At 61.6% G+C, this 26,116-nt stretch carries 21 protein-coding genes; 11 read left to right on the top strand and 10 right to left on the bottom strand.

The features are described from left to right. Nucleotides 1-444 precede the first annotated feature (444 nt). A complete protein-coding gene (locus DDF78_RS06395) occupies nt 445-1,698 on the top strand; it encodes an MFS transporter (RefSeq protein WP_152580922.1) in 1,254 nt (417 codons plus the stop codon). Between the two features lie 45 nt (nt 1,699-1,743). On the opposite strand, the gene DDF78_RS06390 is transcribed toward DDF78_RS06395, so the two are convergent. Genes DDF78_RS06390 through DDF78_RS06370 form a run of 5 tightly spaced genes read right to left on the bottom strand, consistent with a single transcriptional unit; the run spans nt 1,744 to nt 5,804 of the window. Beyond that, nucleotides 1,744-2,850, bottom strand: coding sequence for a hypothetical protein (locus DDF78_RS06390; RefSeq protein ID WP_152580921.1), 1,107 nt, complete (start codon nt 2,848-2,850; stop codon nt 1,744-1,746). Further along, nucleotides 2,850-3,617 carry an ABC transporter ATP-binding protein gene (locus tag DDF78_RS06385; protein ID WP_152580920.1) on the bottom strand — a complete coding sequence of 256 codons (768 nt, stop codon included), beginning with the start codon at nt 3,615-3,617 and terminating at the stop codon, nt 2,850-2,852. The genes DDF78_RS06390 and DDF78_RS06385 overlap by 1 nt, the downstream gene beginning before the upstream one ends. Before the next feature lie 8 nt (nt 3,618-3,625). Next, on the bottom strand, nt 3,626-4,684 hold the full coding sequence (locus tag DDF78_RS06380) for a peptidoglycan-binding domain-containing protein (protein ID WP_237564579.1): 1,059 nt from the start codon (nt 4,682-4,684) through the stop codon (nt 3,626-3,628). A gap of 13 nt (nt 4,685-4,697) precedes the next feature. Next, on the bottom strand, nt 4,698-5,375 hold the full coding sequence (locus DDF78_RS06375; protein ID WP_152580919.1) for a hypothetical protein: 678 nt from the start codon (nt 5,373-5,375) through the stop codon (nt 4,698-4,700). Nucleotides 5,376-5,399: 24 nt separating this feature from the next. After that, on the bottom strand, nt 5,400-5,804 hold the full coding sequence (locus tag DDF78_RS06370; protein WP_152580918.1) for a hypothetical protein: 405 nt from the start codon (nt 5,802-5,804) through the stop codon (nt 5,400-5,402). A 160-nt stretch (nt 5,805-5,964) separates the two neighbouring features. On the opposite strand from DDF78_RS06370, the gene DDF78_RS06365 reads away from it, so the two are divergent. The 5 genes from DDF78_RS06365 (at nt 5,965) to DDF78_RS06345 (ending at nt 14,331) form a co-directional block, all read left to right on the top strand. Further along, nucleotides 5,965-6,624, top strand: coding sequence for a response regulator transcription factor (locus DDF78_RS06365; RefSeq protein ID WP_152580917.1), 660 nt, complete (start codon nt 5,965-5,967; stop codon nt 6,622-6,624). Next, on the top strand, nt 6,621-7,919 hold the full coding sequence (locus DDF78_RS06360; protein ID WP_152580916.1) for a sensor histidine kinase: 1,299 nt from the start codon (nt 6,621-6,623) through the stop codon (nt 7,917-7,919). Before DDF78_RS06365 ends, DDF78_RS06360 begins: the two co-directional genes overlap by 4 nt. Before the next feature lie 101 nt (nt 7,920-8,020). Continuing rightward, nucleotides 8,021-8,596: a TetR family transcriptional regulator gene (locus tag DDF78_RS06355; protein WP_162000735.1), complete on the top strand. Its 576-nt coding sequence runs from the start codon at nt 8,021-8,023 to the stop codon at nt 8,594-8,596. Nucleotides 8,597-8,696: 100 nt separating this feature from the next. Further along, nucleotides 8,697-8,999: a hypothetical protein gene (locus DDF78_RS06350; RefSeq protein ID WP_152580914.1), complete on the top strand. Its 303-nt coding sequence runs from the start codon at nt 8,697-8,699 to the stop codon at nt 8,997-8,999. Between the two features lie 331 nt (nt 9,000-9,330). After that, nucleotides 9,331-14,331 carry a DEAD/DEAH box helicase gene (locus DDF78_RS06345; RefSeq protein ID WP_152580913.1) on the top strand — a complete coding sequence of 1,667 codons (5,001 nt, stop codon included), beginning with the start codon at nt 9,331-9,333 and terminating at the stop codon, nt 14,329-14,331. Nucleotides 14,332-14,495: 164 nt separating this feature from the next. Here DDF78_RS06345 and DDF78_RS06340 read toward each other — a convergent pair whose 3' ends face one another. Then, nucleotides 14,496-14,858, bottom strand: coding sequence for an ArsR/SmtB family transcription factor (locus tag DDF78_RS06340; protein WP_152580912.1), 363 nt, complete (start codon nt 14,856-14,858; stop codon nt 14,496-14,498). Nucleotides 14,859-15,086: 228 nt separating this feature from the next. Between DDF78_RS06340 and DDF78_RS06335 the strand changes: the two genes are divergently transcribed. Next, a complete protein-coding gene (locus DDF78_RS06335) occupies nt 15,087-16,277 on the top strand; it encodes an MFS transporter (RefSeq protein WP_152580911.1) in 1,191 nt (396 codons plus the stop codon). Nucleotides 16,278-16,342: 65 nt separating this feature from the next. Here DDF78_RS06335 and DDF78_RS06330 read toward each other — a convergent pair whose 3' ends face one another. From DDF78_RS06330 to DDF78_RS06320, 3 genes are all read right to left on the bottom strand, one after another. Continuing rightward, nucleotides 16,343-16,663 (bottom strand): type II toxin-antitoxin system YafQ family toxin, encoded by a 321-nt coding sequence (locus DDF78_RS06330; RefSeq protein ID WP_152580910.1) that lies wholly within the window; start codon nt 16,661-16,663, stop codon nt 16,343-16,345. Next, on the bottom strand, nt 16,656-16,892 hold the full coding sequence (locus tag DDF78_RS06325) for a hypothetical protein (protein WP_152580909.1): 237 nt from the start codon (nt 16,890-16,892) through the stop codon (nt 16,656-16,658). Before DDF78_RS06325 ends, DDF78_RS06330 begins: the two co-directional genes overlap by 8 nt. A gap of 139 nt (nt 16,893-17,031) precedes the next feature. After that, nucleotides 17,032-19,689 carry a DNA gyrase/topoisomerase IV subunit A gene (locus DDF78_RS06320; RefSeq protein WP_152580908.1) on the bottom strand — a complete coding sequence of 886 codons (2,658 nt, stop codon included), beginning with the start codon at nt 19,687-19,689 and terminating at the stop codon, nt 17,032-17,034. A 229-nt stretch (nt 19,690-19,918) separates the two neighbouring features. Here DDF78_RS06320 and DDF78_RS06315 point away from each other — a divergent pair, with 229 nt between their 5' ends. After that, nucleotides 19,919-21,184, top strand: a complete 1,266-nt coding sequence (locus tag DDF78_RS06315) for an alkaline phosphatase family protein (RefSeq protein WP_152580907.1) — start codon at nt 19,919-19,921, stop codon at nt 21,182-21,184. A gap of 225 nt (nt 21,185-21,409) precedes the next feature. Here the strand turns inward: DDF78_RS06315 and sepH are convergent, their stop codons facing one another. Further along, nucleotides 21,410-22,690, bottom strand: a complete 1,281-nt coding sequence (gene sepH / locus DDF78_RS12115) for a septation protein SepH (protein WP_152580906.1) — start codon at nt 22,688-22,690, stop codon at nt 21,410-21,412. Between the two features lie 161 nt (nt 22,691-22,851). On the opposite strand from sepH, the gene DDF78_RS06305 reads away from it, so the two are divergent. The 3 genes from DDF78_RS06305 (at nt 22,852) to DDF78_RS06295 (ending at nt 26,102) form a co-directional block, all read left to right on the top strand. After that, nucleotides 22,852-23,145 carry a DUF4193 domain-containing protein gene (locus DDF78_RS06305; RefSeq protein WP_152580905.1) on the top strand — a complete coding sequence of 98 codons (294 nt, stop codon included), beginning with the start codon at nt 22,852-22,854 and terminating at the stop codon, nt 23,143-23,145. Further along, nucleotides 23,145-23,621, top strand: coding sequence for a dUTP diphosphatase (gene dut / locus DDF78_RS06300; RefSeq protein WP_152580904.1), 477 nt, complete (start codon nt 23,145-23,147; stop codon nt 23,619-23,621). The genes DDF78_RS06305 and dut overlap by 1 nt, the downstream gene beginning before the upstream one ends. A 153-nt stretch (nt 23,622-23,774) precedes the next feature. After that, nucleotides 23,775-26,102 carry a RelA/SpoT family protein gene (locus DDF78_RS06295; protein WP_152587865.1) on the top strand — a complete coding sequence of 776 codons (2,328 nt, stop codon included), beginning with the start codon at nt 23,775-23,777 and terminating at the stop codon, nt 26,100-26,102. Nucleotides 26,103-26,116 lie beyond the last annotated feature (14 nt).

Below are 26,116 nucleotides of genomic sequence, written 5' to 3'. Positions count from 1 at the left end.
CATCTGGCGTAGGTGGGCAAGTATGCGCCAGAAGTTCAGGCGCGAGTCATATGCGTTGCGCGTCACAACTCCCGCACTAACCTGACCCTTGTGCGGGAGTTGTGATGTTTGACGGCGCTGAAATGAAACAACTCCCGCACTGTGCTCGTGGTAATGCGGGAGTTGTAACGTTTGCAGAAGGGTACGTGGCTAGCACGAGGTGCAATGAGGAAGCTGGCGGTTGCGTTACGAGCTATATGCCTATGTGCGATGGCGGGAAAGCCGCGCCGTTGAAATGCTGGGTTATCGCGTGTCGTGAACCGGTTCGTGATTGAATAGCGGAGTTATAGGAACGTTCGTACATCATGGGTGAGGGCAGCGGAACGCACTCTCTCTGGCGTGCTCGCAACGCAGCGGCCTGACCAGTCGCTGAGTCCGCCAGATTCTACCCGCAAAGGAGCTCATGTGGCCAATCTGCTGCTTGCCGTGATCTACATCGCCTTCATCAGCCTGGGGCTGCCTGATTCGCTGCTGGGGTCGGCCTGGCCCACGATGAGCCATGATCTTGGCGCTCCGCTGTCATGGGCGGGCGGCATCTCGATGGTGATTTCGGCGGGTACGATTATCTCCGCGCTGCTCTCCGACCGCATGACGCTGCGCTTCGGCGTCGGCAAGGTCATGCTGACTTCAGTGGCCACCACCGCCGTGGCGCTGCTGGGGTTCTCCCTCGCACCGAACTACTGGACGCTGCTGCTAGTGGCGATTCCCTACGGTCTGGGAGCGGGCGGCGTGGATGCCGCGCTGAACAACTACGTGGCCATCCACTATGCGAGCAGGCATATGAGCTGGCTGCACTGCATGTGGGGCGTCGGCGCCTCGCTCGGCCCCTACATCATGGGATTCGCGTTGAACCGAGGCCAAGGCTGGTCGTGGGGCTATCGCTATATCGCCATCCTGCAGGTCGTGCTCACGGTGGTGCTGACGCTTTCGCTGCCCTTGTGGAAAGGGCGGGAGTCGGCGGTCGCAGGGAAGGGCGACGCTCCCGAAAGTGCGAACAAGTCCCATGCGTTAGCCGAATCTGTCGAATCTGCCAACGCTGCCAACGCTGGCAAGGCCGTCAAACCGCTCGGCTTTAGACAGATCATTGCCATCCCCGGTGCCAAATCCGTATTCGTGACCTTCTTCTGCTATTGCGCGGTCGAATCCACCGCCGGCCTATGGGCGAGCAGCTACATGGTGCTGCACCACGGGCTGGACGCGAAAACCGCAGCAAGCTGGGCGAGTCTGTTCTACGTCGGCATCACTATCGGACGTGCGCTGAGCGGTTTCATGACGATGCGATTCAACGATCCGACGATGATTCGCATTGGCCAGACGATTATGCTGTGTGGCATCGTGCTGCTCATGGTGCCCTTCCCGGGGCAAATCATGGCGCTGGTCGGGCTGATTCTGGTCGGGCTGGGCTGCGCGCCGATCTACCCGTGCATCATCCACTCGACGCCTGCGTATTTCGGCGCGGACAAATCCCAGGCCATCGTCGGCGTCCAGATGGCCAGCGCCTACGTCGGTGCGCTTGCCATGCCGCCGCTGTTCGGCCTGATCGCCGACCACACCTCGATTTCGCTGTATCCGATCTTCCTGCTGCTCATACTGGTGATCATGGTCATGATGCATGAGCTGCTGCGAAGCACGGCGCGGCGGTGTGGTGGTTTTGCCTGAGTATGTTCTGATTGCTGGTCAATAAAATTCTGCTCACTGCTTGGGTTATTGCCGGTTTTTAAAGAATGCGAATAATTGTTTGGTTTGTATGGATGCCATTGCCATGAGCGTGCCGATCTGGGCGGTGGCGAGGGCTGCGGACAGGAGCGGCAGTTGCGTAGCGGTCAGTGTCAGGGCGTTGCTGCGTCCGCTGACTATGGCGGTGAACAGGTAGATTGCTGCGGCTGCGCCCAATAATGCGGGTAGGCTCCAAGCGAGGGTTTCGATGGCTTGTGTTTTCCAAATGTCTTGTCGGGGCAGGCCCATGTGCAGATTGTCGGCGATTTCGATACGACGTGCGCGCAGGGAGACGATGGCGATGAGCATTGCTGTGATTGGCGTGGCACAGAGCATGGTACGGGTGGCGCGCTGCCGGTAGCTGGCTGCCAGGTCGAGGTTGGAACCGAGTGCCGCGTTGGCTTGCTTGGTCTGGGTGGCGGGCGCAGAGCCGGGGGTCGCAACGGCGGTGGCGTTGAGCAGACTGGCGGCATCGGGGTTGTCGGGGGTGATGGTGGCCCAGCATTCGTCGTATGGCCCGCTGCTGGCGGTGGGAATGAGGATGGCGTAGGCGATGCGCTGGTCGCGGCTGTCGTCAGGCCATGCGAAGACGCCGGCGATGTGCATGCTGCCATGCGCGGTGGCAAGGTCGTCGCCTTCACGAGCGTGCAAGGTCTGGGCGAGCTGGCTTGAGATCCATACACCCGTGGCGGCTTGCCGGGTCATGCTGATACCGAGCACGTCGGCCATTCCCGGGGTGGCGTTCCATGCGTCCAGCGGCGAAGATGACATGGCGCTCAGGGTGATGCTGCCCGTCTGGCGCAGCGCTCCGGTGGCGGTGATGGGGTGCGCTGTCGTGCGTTCGCTGCTTCCTGTGGCTTGGGTGAGCGTGTTGCAGTCGGCGGGGTCGATCTGCTTGTCTCCTGCGATGATGTGGATGGCCGCGCCGCTGGCGAGCCATTGCCGGGATTGTTCCTGCATGGCCAGGATCGAGGTCAGGTCGAAGAGGCAAGCGGTCAGTGCTACAGCGAACAGAATGACGGCGCAGGTGATGGCGCGCGTGGTTCCGGAGACGATGTCGCGCCATGATTCTGAAACGATGCTGGGAAACTTCATCAGATGCTTGTCCTCTCTGGCTGCGTGCCGTCGACTGTCGGGCTGTCTCGCCAGGCGAGGTCGATGATGCGGGTGCAGGCGGCGCGTGTGTTTGGATCGTGGGTGGCGATGACCACGATGGCGTCCTCTTGGGCGAGACCGGCGAGGGTGTGATCCACGTCGCTGGCTGTGCGCTGGTCGAGCTGGGCGGTGGGCTCGTCGACGAGCAGCAGGTCGGGTTTGCTGGCGATGGCTCGTGCGAGCATGAGACGCTGCGCCTCGCCGCCGGAGAGTTCACGGAATTCGCGCGCGGCCACGGACGCAAGATGGAATACGCTCATGATAGCCAGGGCCTGGTCCTCGGCTTGGACGCGATTGAATCCCTGACCGAGCAGAGGTTGGACGACGTGATCGATTGCAGTGCGTCGTGCTATGCCGTGGGGATTCTGGAACACCCAGCGTATGCGGGAGACGTGCTGGCGATTGATGTTGCCGGCGGCTGGGGTCTCGAACCCGGCGATGAGCGACAGAAGCGTGGATTTGCCCGAGCCCGATGGCCCGCACAAGCCAACCGTTTCGCCGGCCTGCAGAGCGAAGTCCAAGTCCCTGAACAGCCAGGGACCCTGTGCGAACCGGTGACCTACCTTCGCGCCGGTGACTTGAGGCTGCCTGCGGGGCTGAGAATCTATGGGCGCCAGCGCTGGCGCTGCGGGAGGAAGCTCGCAGACTTCGCCGAGCTGTGCGATGAGCGGCTGGCCAGTATTGGGTTGTGTGGCGGGAATGGTCATTGCGCGGCTCACTTCCTTGCGCCATCGATTGGGCATTGGAGGCGGTCGAGGCTGTGTCCGAGCTTGATTGTGCTGATGGTCGCTTTGGCGTTGTCGGGTTGGATGAGCGTAGCTCCTAGGCCGGATCCGATAATCGTGACCGGCGTAGCGTGCTTGCCGTCCGCTGAGACGCAGGCCTTGTCTCCGGATTGGCCGGTGATGGCCGAGGGCGGCACTTTGATTGCGTTGATTGGCTGGTCGAGCGCGAGCGAGGCTGTGGGCTTCTTGCCGCCTTGGTCGGCGATGGCGGCCTTGTACCCGTCGCTGGACTGGATCTTATTCAGGAACGTCTGGTCGCCGACGCGCCCTTCGATCTTGTCCAGGGCGATGCTCGCTCCGAACAGGGTGAGCGTGCGTTTGCCCGCGCTCAGGCCGGAGGGCACGGGGAATGTGGCGGCGGTCAGTTGCCCGCCGGTCTTCATCACCTCGCCGCCGTCGGACAGCGTGGCGTTCAGACCGGCCGTGCACTGGGTCGGCGTGATGGACGTTTGCGAGATCCAGACGGTGTTCTCGGGCCTTATCCTGCCATCCGGCTTGGCCACTCCGGCGTTGGCGAGCAACTGGCTGACGCCTGCTGCGGTCAGTCGCCCGTAGGCGCCGTTGCCTTCCGAGGCGTAGCCGAGCCGCATGAGCTCCTGCTGCAGGGCCAGCACGTCGGGGCCGGCATCGCCCTCGCCGAGCTGCCGGTACAGGGGCGTACCGGTGTGCAGGGTGATGACCGGGCTGCCGTTCACGCTCAGCAGTCTGCTTCCCGAGTCCATCTGGCGTCCGGGCGAGCACAGGTCCTCGCTCACCGTGCCGGAAGCATGCGTGGTCAGTGACTGCTCCGGGCTTGTCTCGAATGATATGTCGACCGTGCGCTCGTCCGCGAACGACTGCCGTCCGGCTGTCGCCGTGTCCGCCGCAACGGCCGGTTCCAAGCCGGCTGGCGTGGGCATGGGAGCCAGCAACGCCGCGCTGAGCACGCCAGCCGCCAAGGCGCTCAGCGTTGTCAGCGTCATGGGAATAGCGATTCTCGCCTGCATCATGAGTTCCTTTCCGCTAGCTGATAGCGACTGCCAGACCGGCTCCTGCGAAACATGCCTGGGCCGCGTCGCTGGATGTGTCAAAGGGGAGATTGCGTTTGATATCGTCGCCTTGCAGTGCGTTCGCGAGTCTTTTGCCGGTCCATTCCTTGCTTACCAGGCCGCTTTTCTTCAGGCATGCCACAGCGGCCTCGTTCGAATCGGCGAGCAGATCGGGATTGCCCTGCTGTATCGCGTACAGGGATTCGATGATCTTGCTCACGCCTTGGGAGCACTGGTCCGAGATCTGCATATATTTGTCGACCTCCGCTTGCGAGGAGGGCATCGGTTCGGCTCCTAGGTATTGGTACAGGCCGTTGGGGAGCTTGTGAGTGCGTTCGGCGAACCCGTGCTCCTTCTCGCAGGCCATCTGCTTGCTGTGGGCGGTCTCGTAGTCCTCGGCGCTGATCTTGCCGGTGCCTTTGGCGCGGTGCAGCACCTCGCGTTCGAACGGGCTGAGCGTCTTCTTGGCCAGATACTGGTCGAACAACGCGTTCATGCTCGATGCAATCCGCTCTCCGGAGGGATTGCCGTCCTCGCTGCCGCTCGCGCTCCAAGGCATGGAGCATGCCGTCAGCGCGGCGAGCAGCCCCAGAGATGCTGCCAGCGCTGTCAGCCGTTTCACGCAGCTGTTGCCTGTAATCGTATTCATCATGATGCTTACCTCTGCGATGTTCGTTTATTTGCTGTTGAAGTCGGGGTCGTGGTAGTCGGGGACCTGCGTCTGGCATTGGCCTATCGCAACGTCCCGGTCCGTGTCCTTCGCATCCGAACCGGCCGATCCCGAGTGGGGGTCTTCGACGCGGAAGACGACTCGGTCGCCGTCCACGATGTCGGCGGGCACCCCGTTCTCGTTCAGGCAGTCGCGGTACTGTTCGGCGGCTTCCTTGCCTGCGCCTTTGCCGGGCTTCGGCGCATTGCCAGCCGTGCTGCCCTCCGGTAGTTCGCTGCCTTGCGTCTGGCTGGACGGAACTTGTGTTTGCGCGATGCCGCCGCTGTTGTTCTCGCCGCAAGCTACCAGCGGCATCGTAATGGCGGCCAGCAGCATGATTGCGGTCAGTTGTGTGGTCCGTGTGGTTCGCATGGAGTCCTCCCTGGGGTTCGGCTGGCCGTGTGACCGGCGACTTCCATCACAGCAGAGGCTTGGTGAGTGCTAGGTGCGTGTCGCCCTCACCTAAAGCACACCCGGAGCGTGCAGAATAGAAGAGTCGTTTTTTATATAGTTCATAGCGGAGGGAGTGCGCATGGCGAGGATTCTGATTGTCGAGGATGACGCCGATCTGTCGCCCGTGCTGGATGATTGCCTGAGGCATGAGGGCTACGCGACGGCGATGGCGGGCACCGGCGTCGAGGCGCTTGACGCCTTGTCGCGCGAAAGCTTCGACGTGATGCTGCTTGACCGGGACCTTCCAGTGCTTTCGGGCGACGAGGTCATGCGCGCCGTGGACCGACTGCACGTTCCCGTCAGGACGCTGATGCTGACCGCCGCCGGCGGCATCGACGACCGCGTGCAGGGCCTGGATCTGGGGGCCGACGACTACCTGCCCAAGCCCTTCGCCTATCCCGAGCTGCTTGCCCGCATCCGCGCCCTGCTGCGCAGAGGCGACGCGGACGCGCCCACCCTGCTCATCCACGGCCGCTTGGCCGTGGATACCGTGCGCCGCCTGGCGTATGCAGACAGCCGGCCCCTTGATCTCGCGCCCCGCGAATATGGAGTACTCGAAGAGCTCCTGCGAGCCGACGGCGGCTGGGTCGGCACCAACGAGCTGCTTGAATCCCTTTGGCCGGCTGAGGCGCGCGAGCAGCCCGACGTGGTGAAGACCACGATATATTCGCTGCGCCGCAGACTGCCCGATTCCTCACTCATCGCATCTTCACGCGGGGAAGGATACCGCATACCATGAGCGCCACCGGCAAGCACAGCAGCCGCCGGACGCGGAAACCCGCCAGTTTCCGCATCAGGCTCGCCCTTGGCGTGGGTGTCGCCTTCCTCGCCATGCTGATTGCGATTATCCTCGTGCAGAATCTGGCCCTTGACTGGGCCTTCCAGCATCAGGCGGACACCATGTCTGCCGGAACGCAAACTCGCGCGGACGATTTGGCCGCATCCGGCGAGGGCACGCAGGGCGTCCAGCCCCGCCAGCGCTCCGAATCGTGCGTCGGCGCCAGCTGCGTTGACGGAGCCGCCCCATCGGCCGGGAGCGTGCCAGATGCGCCGGCCGTCACCACCGGTATGATTACGACTGTCAGGGACGGGGTCGTGCAGTGGATGCGCTATGGCTCGATCATCATATTCGCGGTATTCGCACTGCTGGCGGTTCTGGTGATTTGGCGGCTGTCCGCCAGACTGTCTGCCAGACTTGACTCCATCAGCCGCCAGGCCCAGCAACTCGACCCCGAGCACCCGTCCGCGCGCATAGCGTTGTCCAATCCAGACGCCGAGACCCAAGGGCTGGCCGATACCCTCAACGACATGCTCGACCGGATCGAGCAGGCCAACGACCGACAGCGATCCTTCATCCGCAACGCCGGCCACGAGCTGAAGACTCCGACCACCACGATCGGCGCCAGTTTGGAAGCGCTCATGGCGCAGGGTCGATTCCCCCAGGATGTGCGGCCCACCATTCAGCACGCTATCGACGCGAATCGCAAAAGCGCAGAGCTCATCGCCAGCCTGCTTGAGCTCTCCCACATACAATCCGAACCCGGTGCGCGCCTGCAACCGGTCGACCTCGCCGCGCTGACACAAAACGTGATTAGCGAGCATGTCGTCGCCATCACGGCATCCCACTTGCAAATCGACCAGACCGGGCTCGACATCGGACAAAAGGCGGCCGACGGGGCGCACGGCTGCGTGGTGCAGGCGGATCCCCGCTATCTTCGCATAGCGCTCGACAACCTGCTGCGCAACGCCATCGTCCACAACATCGACCAAGGCACTATAACTTGTATCATGCGCGTCGATGACGGTGGCACTTCCTTCGCCATCGCCAATACCACGGCCCCATGCACGGAGGGCAAGGACACGGACGATCTGCTGCAGCCCTTCCATAGAGGCGACGCCACCCGCCTGTCCGGCAGGCCCGGGCATGGCCTGGGTCTGTCCATCGTCCAATCCTGCGCCCAGGCCATGAAAGCACGGCTCTCGATCGCCCGGCCCGAGACGGGCCGCTTTGAAGCCACACTGCGCTTTCCGTGACAGCCCGAGGCGATGCGGACCCGCTGAAGACGGGCGGTCATGAGAGTGTGCATTCATAGGATATACTGACTCCTTGGTCAATATTAAAGGTGAGGATGTCAATGAAAAGGGCGGAACGTAGACAGAGAACCCGTGAAGCGATCTTGGAGGCCGCTGCACAAGAATTCGAGGCATGCGGATATTCCAAAGCCACTCTGCAGGCGGTTGCCGACCGCCTCGGCATAGTCAAGGGCACGGTGCTGTTTCATTTCCAGTCGAAGGATGCTCTCAGGCAGAACCTCATAGAATGGGCCAATGAGAGGCTGTCCGAGGCTGTGACTGAATGCCAGGACTTCGAGCAATGGCGAAGCATGCTGACGGCGATCGCCGAACTGTATTACAAGGACGCAAGAATACGCGCGGGTCTCATGCTGCACGACGAGGACATCCAGAACGATGCTTATCATCAGCTCGAATGGGAGCAGAAGCTTGCCATACAAACGGAGAAGTTCATCAAGAGGAAGAATGACATCGGCTCCGCGATTGCCAGACAGGCCATGCAGACCATGTACAGCTCTATCATTCGCCGTCGCTGGCGAGACATGAGCGAGCTTCTGCAGGCTCTCGATTTCATGTTCTCCTTGCTGGCGGGTTATAACGAACGCGACGATTCGATAGACCGCTATAAGAAACAGTGATATCCAAAATGCCATATTATTTGACTGACTGGTCGGTCAGTAAGTATTATGGGTTCTGTCAGCCAACCGGCTGGCAAAACTCAGGCAAAGGGGAAATCCCATGAGCATCACAAAGAAGAGCACGGGCCTTACGGCGAAAATCGGAGTGGGAGTGGGAGTGGCCGTGGCCGTGGCTGCAATGGCATTCGCAGCCCCGTCTGCAAGTGCCTCCGTGAACTATGCGCTGCATGCAGGACGCGACTATGCGCAGGCCCAGACTTGGACGAACAACGGCAACCAAGGTCGCTCGTACGCCCAGCACGGCTCGCGCTCCGCCAGCACCGGCTGGACCACGCAGTACAGCGGTGCCTATGCTGACAGCGGCACTTCAAACAGCTATCATGCGCAGGTCTGGTGGCGCTAAGCGAATCGTCAAGAGGGGGTCGGGTGGGTGCATATCTGACCCCCTCTTTTTGATACCAAATAATTCTGGCATGACAGTATTCTGGCTCTTCATGTTTTGTTGTAGAGGATTTGCCAGGATTCGCTTGATTTTCCTTTTGCGACCTAAACCAATGCTGCGTGTCCCTTCTATGGACGACAAAACGAGAAAAGCTCGTAAATATAGCATGGGAACTTCCGTTTACGGTCTGTCAAACGGTCGAGTTGATTGCTGATTCGACCGCTGTGCGTGGTAGCTCAAGGCGTGTCGCATGGTTGGCTCGCAGTCGCCACACTCTGCCATAATCGAACATATGTACGAATGCTTGAACCTGTTCTCGACGCCGACCCGGGCGTGGTTCGAGCATGCATTCCGCGAGCCGACTTCGGTGCAGCAGCAAGCATGGCCGGTGATCAGCGCGGGCGGCAATGTGCTGGTGATTGCGCCTACCGGGTCCGGCAAGACGTTGACGGCGTTTCTGTCGGCCATTGACCGGCTAATGACGCATGGTGATGTTCATGAGAGTATGGGCGATGACGCACGACAGCTTGCAGACGAGACCGCGCAGTCTAATGGCACGATGCAGTCCAATGACACGGTGCAGCCTAAAGACACAGCCCAGTCCAATAACACAGCGCAGACTGTCACAAACCATGCTGCCTCGGCTAGCCAGACAAAGCTTGAGAAAGGCCGCGTCAAACGTGGTGTTCGCGTGCTTTATATCTCTCCGCTCAAGGCGCTCGCTGTCGATGTGGCGCGCAACCTCAATGCGCCACTGGCGGGAATCGCCGAGGAATGCCGCAGCGAGGGCGTCACGCCACCCGATATTCGCGTAGCCATCCGCAGCGGCGATACGACGCCGAAGGAGCGCCGGTCAATCGCCACGCATCCGCCGGATATCCTCGTCACAACGCCCGAATCGCTCTTCCTGCTGCTTACTTCGAAGGCCCGCAGCATCCTGTCCACTGTCGAGACGGTGATTCTTGACGAGGTACATGCCTTGGCCGGTTCGAAGCGTGGCGCTCATCTAGCGCTGAGCTTGGAACGACTTGACCTGCTTACGGCTGCCCCAGCGCAGCGCGTGGGGCTGTCCGCCACCGTGCGCCCGGCCGCGGAGGCAGCGCGGTTCGTCGGCGGCGGTCGCGACGTTGCTATTATCGAGCCGAAAGAGCGGCCAGCCATGGATCTGCGCGTCGTGGAGCCGCTGGCTGACATGCGCGATATCCATACGTCGAAAGCCGTGGCATCGGCCAGTTCTGGGACGCGCGGGCACATCAGCGGGGTGAGCCCTGCCATGCAGCGCCTCGCTGAACGCTCGGAGATCGTAGCGAAGAAGTCTGCCCGCGGTAGTTCATCTCATCTTGGGCAGCTCCCTAGCGGCACTGACAAGGATTTCTCGGGGTCGATTTGGCCTGCCATCGAACGCGATGTGCTCGATGAGATTCTGCGGCACCACACCACGCTGGTTTTCGTCAATTCGCGCGGGCTGGCGGAGCGTCTCACCGCCAAGCTTAACGACCTTTACGCCGAAAGCCTTGGCGGTGCTGGTTCCCAAGTCCAATCATCATCGCGGCATGACTACGGTTCCGCAGCCCATTATGATTCGGCGGTCGGCTCCTCGACAAACCTCGTCGAATCCCATGACGGTGACACGACCATCGCCATGGCCCATCATGGGTCGGTCTCCAAAGACCGGCGCAAACGGATCGAGGAAGACCTCAAGCACGGCCGGCTGCGCTGCGTCGTCGCCACGAGCAGCTTGGAACTCGGCATCGATATGGGTTCGGTCGATCTGGTGATACAGATCGCGCCGCCGCTTTCGGTGTCATCAGGACTGCAGCGTGTCGGCCGCGCCGACCATCGTGTGGGTGGCGTCTCGCACGCCCTGTTCTACCCCTTGACTCGCGAGCAGCTCATCGGCTCCGCGGCATGCATCGAAAGCATGACCAAAGGCGATATCGAGCCGCTGAGCGTTATTTGCAGCCCCTTGGATATCCTCGCCCAGCAGACTGTCGCTGCGGCCGCAATGGATGATCTCAAACCCGACGACTGGTATGCGACCGTGCGCCGGGCAGCGCCATTCGCCACGCTCGAGCGCGATATGTTCGACGCCGTGCTCGGCATGCTCACCGGCAACTACGACAGCGAGGATTTCTCGGCGTTCCGCCCGCCACTGCAATGGAACCATGAGAGCAATGTCATCTCGGCGCGCCCTGGCGCACAACGTCTGGCCGTCACTTCGGGCGGCACCATCCCCGATCGCGGCATGTACACAGTCGTTCTGCCCGAAGCGCAGGCGGGGCCAGGGCCGCGTCGGGTGGGCGAGCTTGACGAGGAGATGGTCTACGAATCGCGGGTCGGCGACGTGATTACTTTGGGAACCTCCACATGGCAGATCAAGGAGATTACCAATGACCGCGTCATCGTCAACCCGGCCCCCGGCCGCACCGCGCGGCTGCCGTTCTGGCATGGAGAAGGCAACGGGCACGATGTCGGCTTCGGCACATCCAAGGGCCGCTTCATCCGCGAAGTGACGCAAGGGCTGATATCAGCGCACGACGGCGAAAGCGCACGATTCAACGAGCCTATTACGCGTCGATTGCACGATGACGGGCTTGACAATAATGCCTGCGCGAATCTGGCCGGCCTGCTCAGCGAACAGGTCGCCGCGACCGATGCGGTTGCCAATGATCAGCAGCTCGTGGTCGAGCGCTGCGAAGATGAGGAAGGCGATTGGCGCGTCATCCTGCATTCGCCCTTCGGCAGGCGGGTGCATGAACCGTGGTCGATGGTCGTTGCCAACCGGCTCAAGGCACGCTACGGCTTCGACGGGCAGTGCTATGCAGCCGATGACGGCATCGTGGTGCGCATACCCCAGACTGATGCTGATATTCCTGCGGACCAGATATTCCTGTTCGACCCGGACGAGCTGCAGCGTGACGTCGAGAATCAGGTTGGTGAATCGGTGCTCTTTTCCGCGCGATTCCGCGAGTGTGCGGCGCGGTCGTTGTATCTGCCGCGTACCAAGCCCGGCAAGCGCGTGCCGCTCTGGCAGCAGCGCCTGCGCTCCGCTCAGCTCTTGCAAGCCGCCAGAACGCAGCGCAACTTCCCACTGATTTTGGAAACTGCGCGCGAATGCCTGCAAGACGTCTACGACCTGCCAGCGCTACGCCGCATCATGACTGCGCTGGACAGCGGCGACATGCAGCTGCATGATGTGTACACCGAAACGCCCTCGCCGCTGGCAGGCAATCTGCTGTTCGGCTTCGTCGGCTCGGTCATGTACCAGTACGACGTGCCGCAAGCCGAGCGCGCCGCCTCGCTGCTGTCGATGGATCCGGAAGTGCTCGAACGCCTGATAGGCGGTAATCGCATTGCGGAGGTGCTTGACGAGCAGACCACCCACGACGTCGAAGAAGAACTGGCGCAGACCCATTTCTGGAACGAGCTGGCAAGCGACGACGTGACCGGGCGGGTCACGCGTTACGCCAAAACGCACGGGCCATTCACCGCTGATGAAGCGATTGCGGCGCTGGGATTTGACGCCGTCAGCGTGGTGCGTGAACTGGATGCCTTGGCTGCCCGAGGTGACCTGCTGAGCGGACATTTTACGGGGGAGGGGACTGGTGTTGCTGGCGTTGCACAGTATCTGCATCGCGACGTGTTCCGGCGCATCCGCAACCGTTCGCTCGCCAAAGCGCGAGCCGCCATCAAACCTGTCAGCAGTGCGGCTTATCAGTCGTATCTGATTCGTCGGCAGGGAGTAATGAGCGTGGGCGCTGCTGCGAGCGAGGGAACTGACCCTACTGGTCATGCGGCCGTTGGTGCTCATAGCGCCGATAACAGAGCATTCGAAGGCATGTCTTTCGAAGGTGTTGACGGCCTTCTGCGCGTTATCGAACAGATGGAAGGGCTGTCATTGCCAGCGTCGCTGTGGGAATCCGCGATATTCCTGGCACGTATCCGCGATTACCAGCCATCCATGCTCGACGAGCTGCTTTCCAGCGGCGATATCGTCTGGGTTGGCTCAGGCAGTCCCGCGCACGGCGAAGCCGGTCAAATCGCCTGGCATCTCGCCGATTCTCCGCTACTTGTGGCTGCTGCCGTCGATATCGTGCAAACGCGTGACAATGTCGAATCAACAAGTCCAGCAACATCACGCATTATGCCTGATGACGCGATCATGCAGACGCTGGAATCGGGCGGTGCCTATCCGATTCATCGATTGGCAGCGTTGTGTACCGAAACCGCTGAACAAGTGATGACCAATAGTAGTGTTACATCGTTGATGGTGAACGAGTCGACTGGCGAGCTTTCCGCCCCGTGGACGGAAAGCGAGTTCCAAGAGTCACTATGGAATCTGGTATGGTCCGGCGCAGTGACGAACAGCTCATTCGCCCCCGTTCGAGCACTGAGCGCCCCTCGTTCCGCTCGGCGTGCCGTGCCTCGCCGCCATGGTTGGAGCTCCCGGGCGCGAGTGCGTGTCACGGTGCCGCCGGCGCTCAGCGGATTGTGGTCATTAGTGCCGCGGGATTCCGATAATCAAAGCTATGGTAATGAATCTTTCGGAAGCCAGAATCATGAAGGCTTCGAACGCATAGCCGTAGCCCGTGTGGAGGCGTTGCTGGAACGGTACGGAGTCATCGCGCAGCCGGTAATCGACCGAGAATCGATTCCGGGCGGTTTCGCGGGCATCTATCCGGTGCTCAAAGCGATGGAGGAAGCCGGCAAACTCGTGCGCGGCATGTTCGTCACCGGCCTGTCCGGCGTCCAATTCGCCGAACGCCAGACCGTGGACGCCCTGCGCGCCCAACAGCGCGAGCTTGACGCGCAGCGAGACAACGAACCGCAGGCAGTGCAACAGCATGCCGAATCAACGCAACTCCAGTCCGAGCCGAGAGATCCTCAAGCATCGCAATCCTTCGGAAGCCAGCAAGATAAAGCCGCGCTGCAAGCCGTGGCTCTAGATGCACTCGACCCGGCGAATCTCGCCGGGGGAGCCGTCCCATGGCCGCAGACCCTGTCGGAAGGCGGCCGCAAGCCTTCGCGCCGCGAAGGCAGCAGCGTCGTCATGGTGCGAGGCGAGGCAGTGCTCTACATGTCTCAGCGGCATCTCCTGGTCTTCTCGAACAACGACGCCATTCTCATCGCCGCACTGCGTCAACTCATTCCAGCGCTGCAACGCAACCATCACGGCGGCATTGTCATCGCCGATGTCAATGGCGATCCTTTAACCTCCACAAGCCGCTACACCCGTCTGCTGCGTGCCATCGGATTCGTCCCCGCTCCCCAAGGCATGACCTTGTATCGATGAGTTAGGCGCGGGCATCACTTCGTCAAGTGCTGTTGTAAGTGAATCTTCATTCTTGCCAGTGTGAAATGGCTACCTCATTGAGGTGACCATTTCACATATGCGGTAAATACGATGCGAAGATGCAAACGACCACATCTTGCTTGAAGAAGAGCATGGTATATCGGTTATTCTCCGATGGTGTTGCCGAGTTCGCTAACCAGCTTCGCCAAGTTGGCTTCGTTGCGACGATAATGCGTCCATTGCCGCACCCGTGTCGAAATCACCAGGCCTGCTCGTTCGAGCACCGACATGTGGTTTGAAACGGTTGGCTGGGCGAGTCCTGTTTTGGTTTGGATTTGCGTGACGCAGATTCCGTATTCGTCCGGGTCTGCAATGACGTTGTCCATCGGAAAATTGGCCCGGGGCTCTTTGAGCCACACGAGAATCTGCAAACGCACGGGGTTGGCGATGGCCTTCAGCGCAGGTATGAGAGAATCCGGCGTGCGGCCCCTTGATGCTGCGTTCCCACGTATGCCAGTCTGACTCATAGTCGTTTCGCCTCATAACAACACGGATTAATCGGAATATTTCTATAAGTCTATTTGGCAAGGTGGGCAAGAGCAAATTGCTAGCCTGCGGCTGAAATGTATTGTCTGGATTTCGATGCCTTTGTTTGTGACACTGCGTAGCAACATCGAATATCTGTATATAGTTATATTGTAATATTCAAATATAAAGATACGATTTGCAATGTCACATATCAGGAGATGGGAAGCATGGAAAATGCAAAACAGTCGGAACGGCCATTGGGACTGTGGGCGCTGGCCTTGGGAGGATTCGGCATCGGGCTGACCGAGCTGTCGGTGATGGGCATATTGCCCGAGATAGCCCGAAGGTTCTCCGTCGGGGCGGACACCGCGGGGACGCTGGTTTCTGCATATGCCATTGCAGTGGCCTTGGGTGCTGTGTTCCTCACGCTGGCGGTCCGAAGAATCGATCGCAAGAATGTGCTGGTGGGTCTGGTAGGGCTGTTCATCGTCGGGAACCTGGTGTGCGCCCTGGCCCCGAGCTTCCCGGTGCTCATGATCGGGCGAATCATCGCCGCCCTGTGCCACGGCGCCTACTTCTCGGTCGGCTCGGTTGTGGCCGCCGACATGGTCAGCGAGAACAGACGGGCGGGTGCCATCTCCCTGATGTTCGCCGGACTGACCGTCTCGAACGTGATCGGCACGCCCTTCGGCGCGTTCCTGGGGCAGCGCTGGGGATGGAACACCATCTTCTGGGTGCTGACCGGCATCGGATTCCTCGTCCTGCTCAGCACATGGCTGTTGGTGGACAAGACACCGGCAGGGGGCGAGACCGACCTGCGCGGGCATCTCGCCGCCCTGCACCGCCCGAGCCTATGGGCCTCCGTGGCCCTCAGCGTACTCACCTTCGCCGCGCTGATCGGCCCGTACACCTACGTCTCGTACATCCTCACCGGAGTGGCCGGCTTCCGCTCCACGCTATTGCCAGCGCTGCTGGTGGCCTACGGCATAGGAACCTTCATCGGCAACATGGTCGGCGGACGGGCCGCCGACCGCTCGCTGGACGGCTCACTGCTCACCTTCATCGTCGGTCTCGCCGTCGTGCTGGCGCTGTTCGCAGCTCTTGGGCAAATGCTCTGGATATCTCTCGTAGCGCTGGTGCTATGGGGCGTGCTTGGATACGCCACCGCGCCCGGACTGCAGCTGCGGCTCATGAACCACGCGAAGGACGCCCCCACAATCGGCTCCTCGATGAACATCGCCGCGCTGAACGTCGGCAACGCCAGCGGAGCATGGCTGTGCGGCATCCCCCTCGGCTCGGGCGGCACCAACGCGCAAGGCACACTTTGGATCGGCGCGGTACTCGCCGCCGCAGCCGCTATGGTCCTGCTGATTTCAACAAAACTCGAAAGTCAATTCAAAGCAATCAAGCAATCATGAACATGAGCATAGGAGCTGCATTGCCGCATGTACTCAGTTCGAATTCAGGCCGGTTGCATTTTTGGCTAATCGTCGGGCCATTCTCGCCCAAACATGCCTGATGACAGTTCGGCATGCGTGCAGATACGGCGCATCGTCAACGAGCGTTTCGGATAGGGCGGCGAAAACAACACCAGCACGTCATCCGCAAGATGAAACTCCATGCAACCGTTGTAATGCCCGCCACGATTGTCAAGCACATGAGGCTCATACGAATCGCTCACCGCGCCCTCAGGCACTAGTTCGTCAGCGATGATCATGTCCAAGTCCTCGACAAGTGCCGGATGCTTGACTATCAGCCTATCGACATCGCCATCGAAATCAGTCGAATACCGGACATCAAACATCTCGCCCGGCCTTTCGGAGTTTCTCAGCGAAATACCTATGCACATCGTCAGGCGTATGCCACACGCCCACAATCTCATCGCCCTCCGCCGAATCGCTTTCGCGCACATCAGCGTCATAGGCGTAAGCATCAACCTCGCGACTTAGCTTCGCACGCAAATCAACACCGCGACGCCGCGCCTCAGCCTCAGCCTTCGCATACTTCACATCATCAAAAGTCAACACAGTCATAACAACACCTCCTTCGCATTCGATAGCTCAAGCATACAATGAGGCGCAATTCTCCTGAGGCGGAAGAGCGAGTCCTCTCCCTGCCCATAAACAGCAGGCGCATACATGCAAGCCCTAAAACCCGCGCAACCGCGCAATCTCACGCCACAAACCCGATCGGCGCATCGAGATCCACGCCTGACGCATCGCGACGCATGTCGGGCTTCGGCAGGTCGATGGGCGAGCCGGAAACCGTGCTGGCGCGCAGCGGATAGGAGTCGACCCATGCGGCGATCAGGGTGTTCTGGCCTTTGAGGAAGCGCTGGGAACGCACGCCGCCGGTGCCGCGGCCCTTCATCGGGTACATTTCGAGCGGAGTGACCTTCGCAGCACCGTTCTCTGTGCCCTCAAGCGCGTCAGAGTCCCCGGCCACGGTGAGCACCACGGCTCCGGAGGCGGAGAACAGGCCGTTTTCGCCCTCTTCGTAGGTCCAGGCGACCTTGCCGGCCTGCACCACGTTGAACGCCTGCGCCCGGCAGCCCTCGGCAAGTTTAATGCCGGCCATGCCGCCCGCCGAACGGCCTTGCGGGCGCACGACTGAACCGGCGAAGGTGAGCAGCGAGGAATCCGAGGAGATGAATACCAGCCGGTCGTCATCGGCTGCGGGCGCGGCGAACAGCACGCGGTCGCCGTCTTTGAGATCGATGACGCTCCACGAATCCATGGTCGTAGGTGACTCCCGATTCCAGCGCTTGACAACGCCGGCAGCAGTGCCGATGGCCAGCGGCGGCTCAGCGCCTCCTAACGATACGGCGGTGACGACGTGCTCGCCGGCAACCGGGTCCGTGCTTTCGGTCTGCGTCAGCAGCTCGTCGGCCTTGACCGCGCCGCTGAGCGACAACGTGACCGAGGCTGGCAGGGCGGGCAAGTCGGCCACCTGTGCGAGCACCAGCCGCCCAGCCGAAGTAATGAGACCATAGGAGGCCAGCGTCGTGGTGGGGAAGACGGTAACGATCTGGTCGTCGGCTGCGCGGCCGTCCGAAGCGGAATGCGTCTGCCAGATGTCCAAGGCGCTCGGCGTGCTGCGGGCGATCAGCCCTGAGGCGCTCATCAGCACCGTGCATGGCTCGTCGTCCAGCTGCAGCGCCGAAGCTGCCTCATCGGCGTTCCCGGCCTTGCGCGCGGCGGCGGCCGCTTCGACACCGGCGGCCGCCGAGGACACCGACGAAGCGGCATGCATGGCCGCAAGCGCCGAGGCAGACAGCGTTTCGTCGCCTTCGGCGCTCACTGGGGCCAGATCGCCGGAAGGCCCTTCATCAAGCAGCACCGTGCGGCGCGGCGTGCCCCAGGACGCCACAGCCTCGTCCATTTCGTCGGTGATGACCCGATCGAGCGCCTCGCTCGACGCCAGAATGCGTTCCAATTCCTCGATGCTGCGCTTCAAGTCATCGCGCTCGGATTCGAGCTCGATGCGGCTCATGCGCGTCAGTCTGCGCAAGCGCAGGTCGAGGATGTACTGGGCCTGAATCTCGTCGAGGTCGAACACGGCCATCAGCCGCGTCTTGGCGCTCTCGGCGTCTTCGGAAGTGCGGATGACCTGAATGACCTCGTCGATATCGATCATGGCCAGCAGCAGGCCTTCGACCAAGTGCAGCCGCTCCTGCGCCTTCCTGCGGCGGTATTCGCTGCGGCGGCGGATGACGGCACGCCGATGCCCGACCCACACCTCAAGCATCTCTTTCAGGCCCATCGTATGCGGGCGTCCGTCGACCAGCGCGACGTTGTTGATCGAGAAATTGTCCTGCAGCGGGGTGAACTTGAACAGCTGCGCGAGCACGGCGTTGGGGTCGAAGCCGGTTTTGACCTCGATGACGAGCCGGGTGCCGTTATGCCGGTCGGTCAGGTCGATCGCGCCGGAAATGCCTTCGAGCTTGTGGTTCTTCACGCTTTCGGAGATGCGTTCGAGCACCCGCTCCGGGCCGACCATGAAGGGCAGCTCCGTGACGACAATCGCCCGTTTGCGAGCCGTTACGTTTTCCAAGTGCGTGGCCGCGCGAGTCGTCAGCGTGCCACGGCCGGTCGCGTAGGCCTCGCGGATGCCGTCGCGGCCGATGACGATGCCGCCGCCGGGCCAGTCGGGCCCAGGCACGAAGCGCATGAGATCCTCAAGCGTGGCGTCGGGATGATGCATGAGATGCTTGGCTGCGGCCACCACTTCGCCGAGGTTGTGCGTGGCCATATTCGTCGCCATGCCCACTGCGATGCCCGACGCTCCGTTGACCAGCAGATTCGGGATAGCGCTGGGCAGCACGGATGGCTCGCGCAGTTTGTTGTCGTAGTTCGGCGCGAAATCGACGGTATCCTCGTCGATGCTGGCGTTCATCCCCAGCGCTGCCGGAGCCAGCCGCGCCTCGGTGTATCGGGAGGCCGCAGGGCCGTCATCAAGCGAGCCGAAGTTGCCGTGGCCGTCGACCAGTGGCAATCGCATCGCGAAAGGCTGCGCCAGACGCACCATAGCCTCGTAAATGGCCGAATCGCCGTGCGGGTGCAGTTTGCCCATCACCTCGCCGACCACGCGCGCTGACTTCATATAGGCGCGGTCGGGCGTGAGATTCATCTGGCCCATCTGGTAGATAATGCGCCGCTGCACCGGCTTCAACCCGTCGCGGGCATCCGGCAGCGCGCGCGCGTAAATCACCGAGTACGCGTATTCGAGGTAGGACTTGCTCATCTCCTCGTTCAGCGGCGTCTCGACGATATGCTCCTTGACCGTGCGCGGGTCGAAGGCCGCCTGAGCCGATTTGCGAGCACGTGCCATGCCGGAACTCCCTTGCCTGTCGAGTGCGATTGAGTGTGAACCGCCCCATGATATCCCAAACGGTCGGCCAACAGCGTTTCCGGTTGCAGCAGTCCTGTTTATCGGGCTTGTTCGGCAGTCTTGTTTGGCAGCGCGAAATTCGGGTGGAGACATGCGGAGATACGAATGCGATAATGCGATTTCGCTCGATTCCAAGCCATTTTCGTGCTGCGGTGCTTGAATGGTGCGTATGAGTGTTGAAGTGCCGGATCGCAAGACGTTGCTGGGATTTGTGCCGACGGCGCAGTATGGGGACTTCGATGGCGCTGCAAGTGCAAGTGACTCGGGCAACAATCCTGCCGATATCACCGTGCAGCGGGGCGGCGCAAGGCATCTGTCATCCGTGCTTCCAGCGCTGTCCAGTGCCATCGGCCACCCGATAACCACCGCTGTGCATAAGAATCCCGCTGCATTGCAAGGTGCGCTTGGCATTCCCGACGCACGTTCGGCCATCATCGTGCTTGTGGACGGCTTGGGATTCTGGAATCTCAATCTGCGCATCGGGCATGTGCCCTACCTGCGCTCGCTGCTGCGTGATTGCGCGAACCAGCGGCCCATTTCGACCTGCGCGCCGAGCACTACGGTGGCTGCGATGGCCACCTTCGGCACTGGCACCTGCCCAGGACTTACGGGCATGGCAGGCTACACGCAGCGCAATCCACAGACGGGGGAGCTGTCGCAGCTCATCCAGTTCAGGCAGGCGATTGCGCCGCATGACTTGCAGCGCCAGCCCACGGTTTTCGAGCGCTTGGCCGAGCAGGATGTGCCAGTAACCAGCTCGGGGCTACCCAAGTTCGCTGATTCACCGCTGACTCAGGCGGCGCTGCGCGGCGCGCGATACGTCGGTAACACGAAGCCAGAGGACAGGGTCAGGGCGGCATGCCAAGCGGCGCGGAATCCGGGTCTGACGTATCTGTATCTCCGTGATACCGACAAGGTGGGGCATGCGTATGGCTGGAATTCGCCGGAATGGATAGCAGCCCTCGAAAGCGTCGACGCGCAGCTGGGCATGCTGCATCGCAACGCCCCGCGCGGCACGCTTATCGTGATCGTGGCTGACCACGGCATGGTTTCCGCGCTGCCCGAGGAGCGCATCGACATCGCGTTGACACCGCAGCTCAGCGACGGCGTGGCGCTGGTCGGCGGGGAGCCGCGGGCCGTGATGCTGTATGCCGAGCAGGGTTGCACGGCCGATGAGATTGCCGGGCGTTGGCGGGATTATCTTGGGTCCCGCGCCTTGATACGTACACGCGACCAAGCCATAGCGGAGGGCCTGTTCGGGCCGGTCAATTCGCGTGTCGAGCCGATGATTGGCGATGTGGTGGCGCAGTCCTCAGGCAATATGACCCTCGTGGACTCGAGCACCCAAACCGACAAGGCCACGCGGCTGCCGAGCGTGCACGGCTCGCAGACCATGATGGAGATGGATGTGCCCTGCCTGATCGACGTCATCTGACTAGTGTCAGCTGACGGCTTGCAGAAGCCACGCTGATAGCTAATTAGCCGATTAGCCAATGCCGCACCACCCATGCGTTGCGTTTCATACGCTACGACGATGCTGACATATGAAATGTTACATATGAAGGCCCTATTGCGTTGCGTTTCGTACGTCAGCCATGAGTTAGCGTGCAAAAGGCGACGAAGTACCAGTACATGTACCTGAGAGTCAGCCGAGCTGTCTTCAGTCGCCGAAGAGAATCTCATCCCAGCTGGGCACCGCCGAGCGCCGGGACTTGCGCTTTGACGGCTTTGCCGCGTCGGACTTCGATTCCTTCGACGTCTTGCGCCCTGATTGCGTAGCAGCATCATCCGTGCCGTTGCCGGAGGCAGTACCATGCTCTTCGGCAGAAGCAGCGGAAGCGACGGAATCAGCAGCGACGGCAGCAGAGTCTTCGGCGTGCGACGTGGCTGTGTCGGCATCGATGCCTGCATCCGAGGCAGCGGAACCAGCCGACGCGGCATTGCGCGGGCTGACATCCAGTGGCAGAAGGTTCAGCGCCGAAGCGTCAGCCGATGCCGACGCGCTCGCATCGACGCGCCCGTCGGCGCTGGCCTGCTTCCTAGGAACGACTGTTCCCGGAAAACCCCGCGTGTCGCGTTCGTCGGCAGCAGGATGCCCAGCCGGTGCCGACGAACCCTTAGCGCCGCCTGAGGCAGACTTTGCCGAATGTGCGGAACCTCGCAGCATATCCCGCGACCCATCCTGTGGCCTGTTCTGCGGCTGCGCCTCGCCTTCGCCCGCCCCCCACGCGGATACTGCCCGTTCGATGCGCGCCGAGCGAATCGAATCACCCGGTATCCCCAGCACGATGGAGAACGCGTCGTCAAGCTCGCCGTCCGTATTCGCAGCCGTATCATCCGCATCGCGATCATGGGGATTAAAGCCCCCCAGCAGTCGTGTCGCAGTCGGATTGAGGCAGGTGACCGCGTTGTCATGCATATTCCACGTCCATTCGGCGCGCAGATGGCGACCCGCCGAATCGAATGCGGCCGTAATTCGCCACGGCTCAAGTCCCCGGCGTGTCGCAGTCCATTTCAGCGATTCCATGCCGATGCGCGCGGTGGCCAGCGTGCGCTCGATGAGTTCGGCCATGGTGTGCACGCGGCTTTCCTTCGGCGCGGGGACGATGAGGAACTGTTCGATGGCGTACTGCTTCTCGGTCTGCACCGAAGCCGAGAAACGCCTGACCAGCGCAGGGCTCAGCCCGTATCGCTGAGCCACATGCGCGGGTTCGGCACCGGCGCGAATCAGCGTCTGAATCTGCGAAATCGGCAGGCTCTGACCGCTCGAAGGCTGCTGAATGTCAAGGGATTCGGACTTGATCTGCTTGGCCTCGAGGATCGCGCGTTCCAGCGTGTCATTCACCTCGAGAGCGAATTGTGAGCCGTCAGCCGAAAAGACAAGATCGCCCGACGGGCTCACCGTGACGAAACTTGCCTGCGTGAGTGGCTTCTCCGGCATTGCGCACCGCTTTCCTCATTGTTTCTCGTCTATCGTATTACTTATTTCCATTGTGCCCCACGTGTCGTATTTTACGAGCTTTTCGAATCGTGTATCCTATGCGGGGTAAACGTCATGTATTCTATGGCGCATAATACGACGTCACGGATGAAAGGATTGCGATGGCTCAGGATTATGATTCCCCTCGCAACAAGGACGAGGACGAGGAATCGCTGCAGGAGCTCGGCAAGGGTTCGCAGAATTCCTCCAATGAGATCGACGACGACGAAAACGCCATCGCCGAGGATTATGAGCTGCCTGGGGCGGACTTGAGCAACGAGGATGCCTCGGTCACGGTCATTCCCATGCAGGGCGACGAGTTCGTCTGCTCGCAGTGCTTCCTGGTGAAGCACCGCAGCCAGCTGGCTTATATGGACGAGGATGGTCAGCCGGTCTGCAAGGAGTGTGCTGCCTGATGGCCTACGACGAGGCATACAACGAGCCGGAGCAGGTCGAGGTGCTGGTGCGCTCCATCGACCCGTCGCAACCGGTGACATTGTCCTATGCGATTGCGGGGGATGCCGGCGCAGATTTGAAGACCACTGAGGATTTCTCGCTCAAGCCCTTCCAACGGGCCTTGGTGCCCACAGGCGTCGCCATCGCGCTGCCTGCCGGCTATGTCGGCCTGGTGCACCCGCGCTCGGGTCTTGCGGCCAAACAGGGCGTCACGGTGCTCAACGCGCCAGGAACGATTGACGCCGGCTACCGGGGGGAGATCAAGGTGCCGATCATCAACCTTGATGCGGAGCATACTGCGGTGTTCCACGCGGGCGATCGCATCGCGCAGCTCGTCATCCAGCGGTATGTTGAGGCGCGTTTCGTCGAAGCCGAAACGTTGCCCGGCTCCGATCGGGCGCAGCGCGGCTTCGGCTCGACCGGCATCTCGTCGTGATTGACGTTTCAGCCGGTCAGGCGCTGTGAACACTGGATGCTGCGAGCCGCTGTACGACGGCATCACAGCCGGAGAGACCATGCTGCGGCGTGCCGACAGTGAAACGCTCGAAGCGAAGGTAGGATAAGGAAGCAATGCGAGGGAGGTGGATCGATGTCCGGCAAGGAAAACGAAAGCGGATCGGCTCGTATGCTGGGTTGTGAGATCAGCGGCGATCCGCTCGATCCGCTCGCCCCAATCGTGCGAGTGTGCTCATACCATCATCCCGACGGGGATATGGAGATACTCGAGCGGGCCTACCGACGGGCGGTCAAGCAGCACTCCTCGCAGCGCCGCAAGTCCGGCGAGCCTTACATCATTCACCCGCTGGCGGTCTCCCAGATTCTCGCCGACCTGGGCATGGGGCCCATCGTCGTGGCGGCGGGCCTGCTGCACGACACGGTTGAGGACACCGACTACAGCCTGGAGCAGTGCCGCGCCGAATTCGGCGATACGGTCACCGGCCTGGTCGATGGGGTCACCAAGCTGACGAAAATGGACTACGGCGATTCGGCGCAGGCTGAAACGATTCGCAAGATGGTCGTGGCCATGAGCCGTGATGTGCGCGTGCTGGTGGTCAAGCTGGCCGATCGCGTCCATAACGCCCGCACCTGGCGCTACGTCAAGCAGGCAAGCGCGCAGAAGAAGGCCCGCGAGACGATTGACGTCTATGCGCCGCTGGCCAACCGGCTGGGCATGAACGCCATCAAAACCGAGCTTGAGGAGCTGAGCTTCAAGGTCCTCTACCCGAAGATCTACAACGAAATCGTCGTGCTCGTGGCCCGCCGTGCCGGTCAGCGCGATGTGTATCTCAAGCAGATTCTGGCCGAGATCAACGAGGATCTCGCATCGCAGCACATCACGGCGGCGGTCAGCGGGCGGCCGAAGGATTATTTCTCGATCTACCAGAAGATGATCGTGCGCGGCCACGATTTCTCCAACATCTACGATCTGATGGGCGTGCGCATCATCGTCGACACGATTCAGGACTGCTATGCGGCCCTTGGCGCGGTGCATGCGCGGTGGAGCCCGGTGCCCGGCCGCTTCAAGGACTACATCGCGATGCCCAAGCTCAACATGTACCAGAGCCTGCACACCACGGTCGTCGGACCGGGCGGCAAACCGGTCGAGATTCAGATTCGCACGTGGGACATGCATCGGCGCGCCGAATTCGGCATCGCCGCCCACTGGCGCTACAAGGAGAACGGCCAGGCCGGCCGGCCGCTGAGCACGCCGGGCAAGGCCGATCGCCAGCGCGAGGACAGCGACCATCAGGAGCTGAGCGAGGCCGATAACCTCAAATGGATTCAGCAGCTCGCCGACTGGACGAGCGAAACGCCGGATTCCGACGAGTTCCTCGGCTCGCTCAAAGAGGACCTGGGCTCGGCCGAAGTCTACGTATTCACGCCGAAAGGCAAGATCATCTCGCTGCCGGCCCGCGCCACGCCGATCGACTTCGCCTACGCCGTGCACACCGAGGTCGGCCATCGCACGATGGGCGCGCGCGTCAACGGCCGTCTAGTGCCGTTGGACACCGTGCTGGAGAACGGCGACACGGTTGAGATTCTCACCTCGAAATCAGATAACGCCGGACCGTCGCGCGACTGGCTGAGCTTCACGAAAAGCCCAAAGGCGCGCAACAAGATACGCCAGTGGTTCAGCAAGGAGCGCCGCTCCGAGGCCATCGAAGAGGGCCGCGACGAGCTGATTCGCGCCATGCGCAAGCGCGGGCTTCCTGTCGCCTCGATGCTCACGCCCGGCGCGCTCATCGGCATAGCGGACGATCTCAATCTCGACAATGCCGATGCCGTATTCGCCGCGATAGGCGACGGCCAGATCTCGACGCAGAACGCCATCGCCCACTTGGTCAAGGACGCCGGCTCGGACGAAATCAGCGAGGAAGTCGAGCAGGAAGCCCTGCCGCTGCGTCAGTTCGAGCAGGGCAAGTCCAAGACCAGCTCCTCTGGCGTGGCCGTCAAGGACGTCGGCGATGTGTGGGTCAAGCTGGCCCGCTGTTGCACGCCGGTGCCCGGCGATGAAATCGTCGGCTTCATCACGCGTAATCAGGGCGTTTCGGTGCACCGCGCCGACTGCCAGAACATGCTGGACTTGGAGAAGCACCAGCCCGAGCGTGTCATCGAAGTGCAGTGGACCAGCACCAAGGGCTCGTTCATGGTCAGAATCCAGGTCGAGGCGCTTGACCGTCCGCATCTGCTTTCCGACGTGACCCGCGTGCTCTCCGACCACGGCGTGAACATCATCTCCGGCTCGGTCTCCACCGGCACGGATCGCGTCGCCACCAGCCAGTTCTCCTTCGAAATGGCCGATCCGCAGCATTTGAGTCGACTGCTGGCTTCGGTGCGCAAGATTGACGGCGTGTTCGACGTCTATCGCATCACCGGTGCCAAGGATTCCGCCGAGCCGCGCCTGCGCAAGATGTAGCGTGAGACGGTTCA

This window comes from Bifidobacterium tibiigranuli (assembly GCF_009371885.1).
Lineage (GTDB): Bacteria > Actinomycetota > Actinomycetes > Actinomycetales > Bifidobacteriaceae > Bifidobacterium > Bifidobacterium tibiigranuli.
The sequence above is the reverse complement of the archived record's forward strand: the minus strand, read 5'-3'. Positions and strand labels throughout refer to the sequence as shown.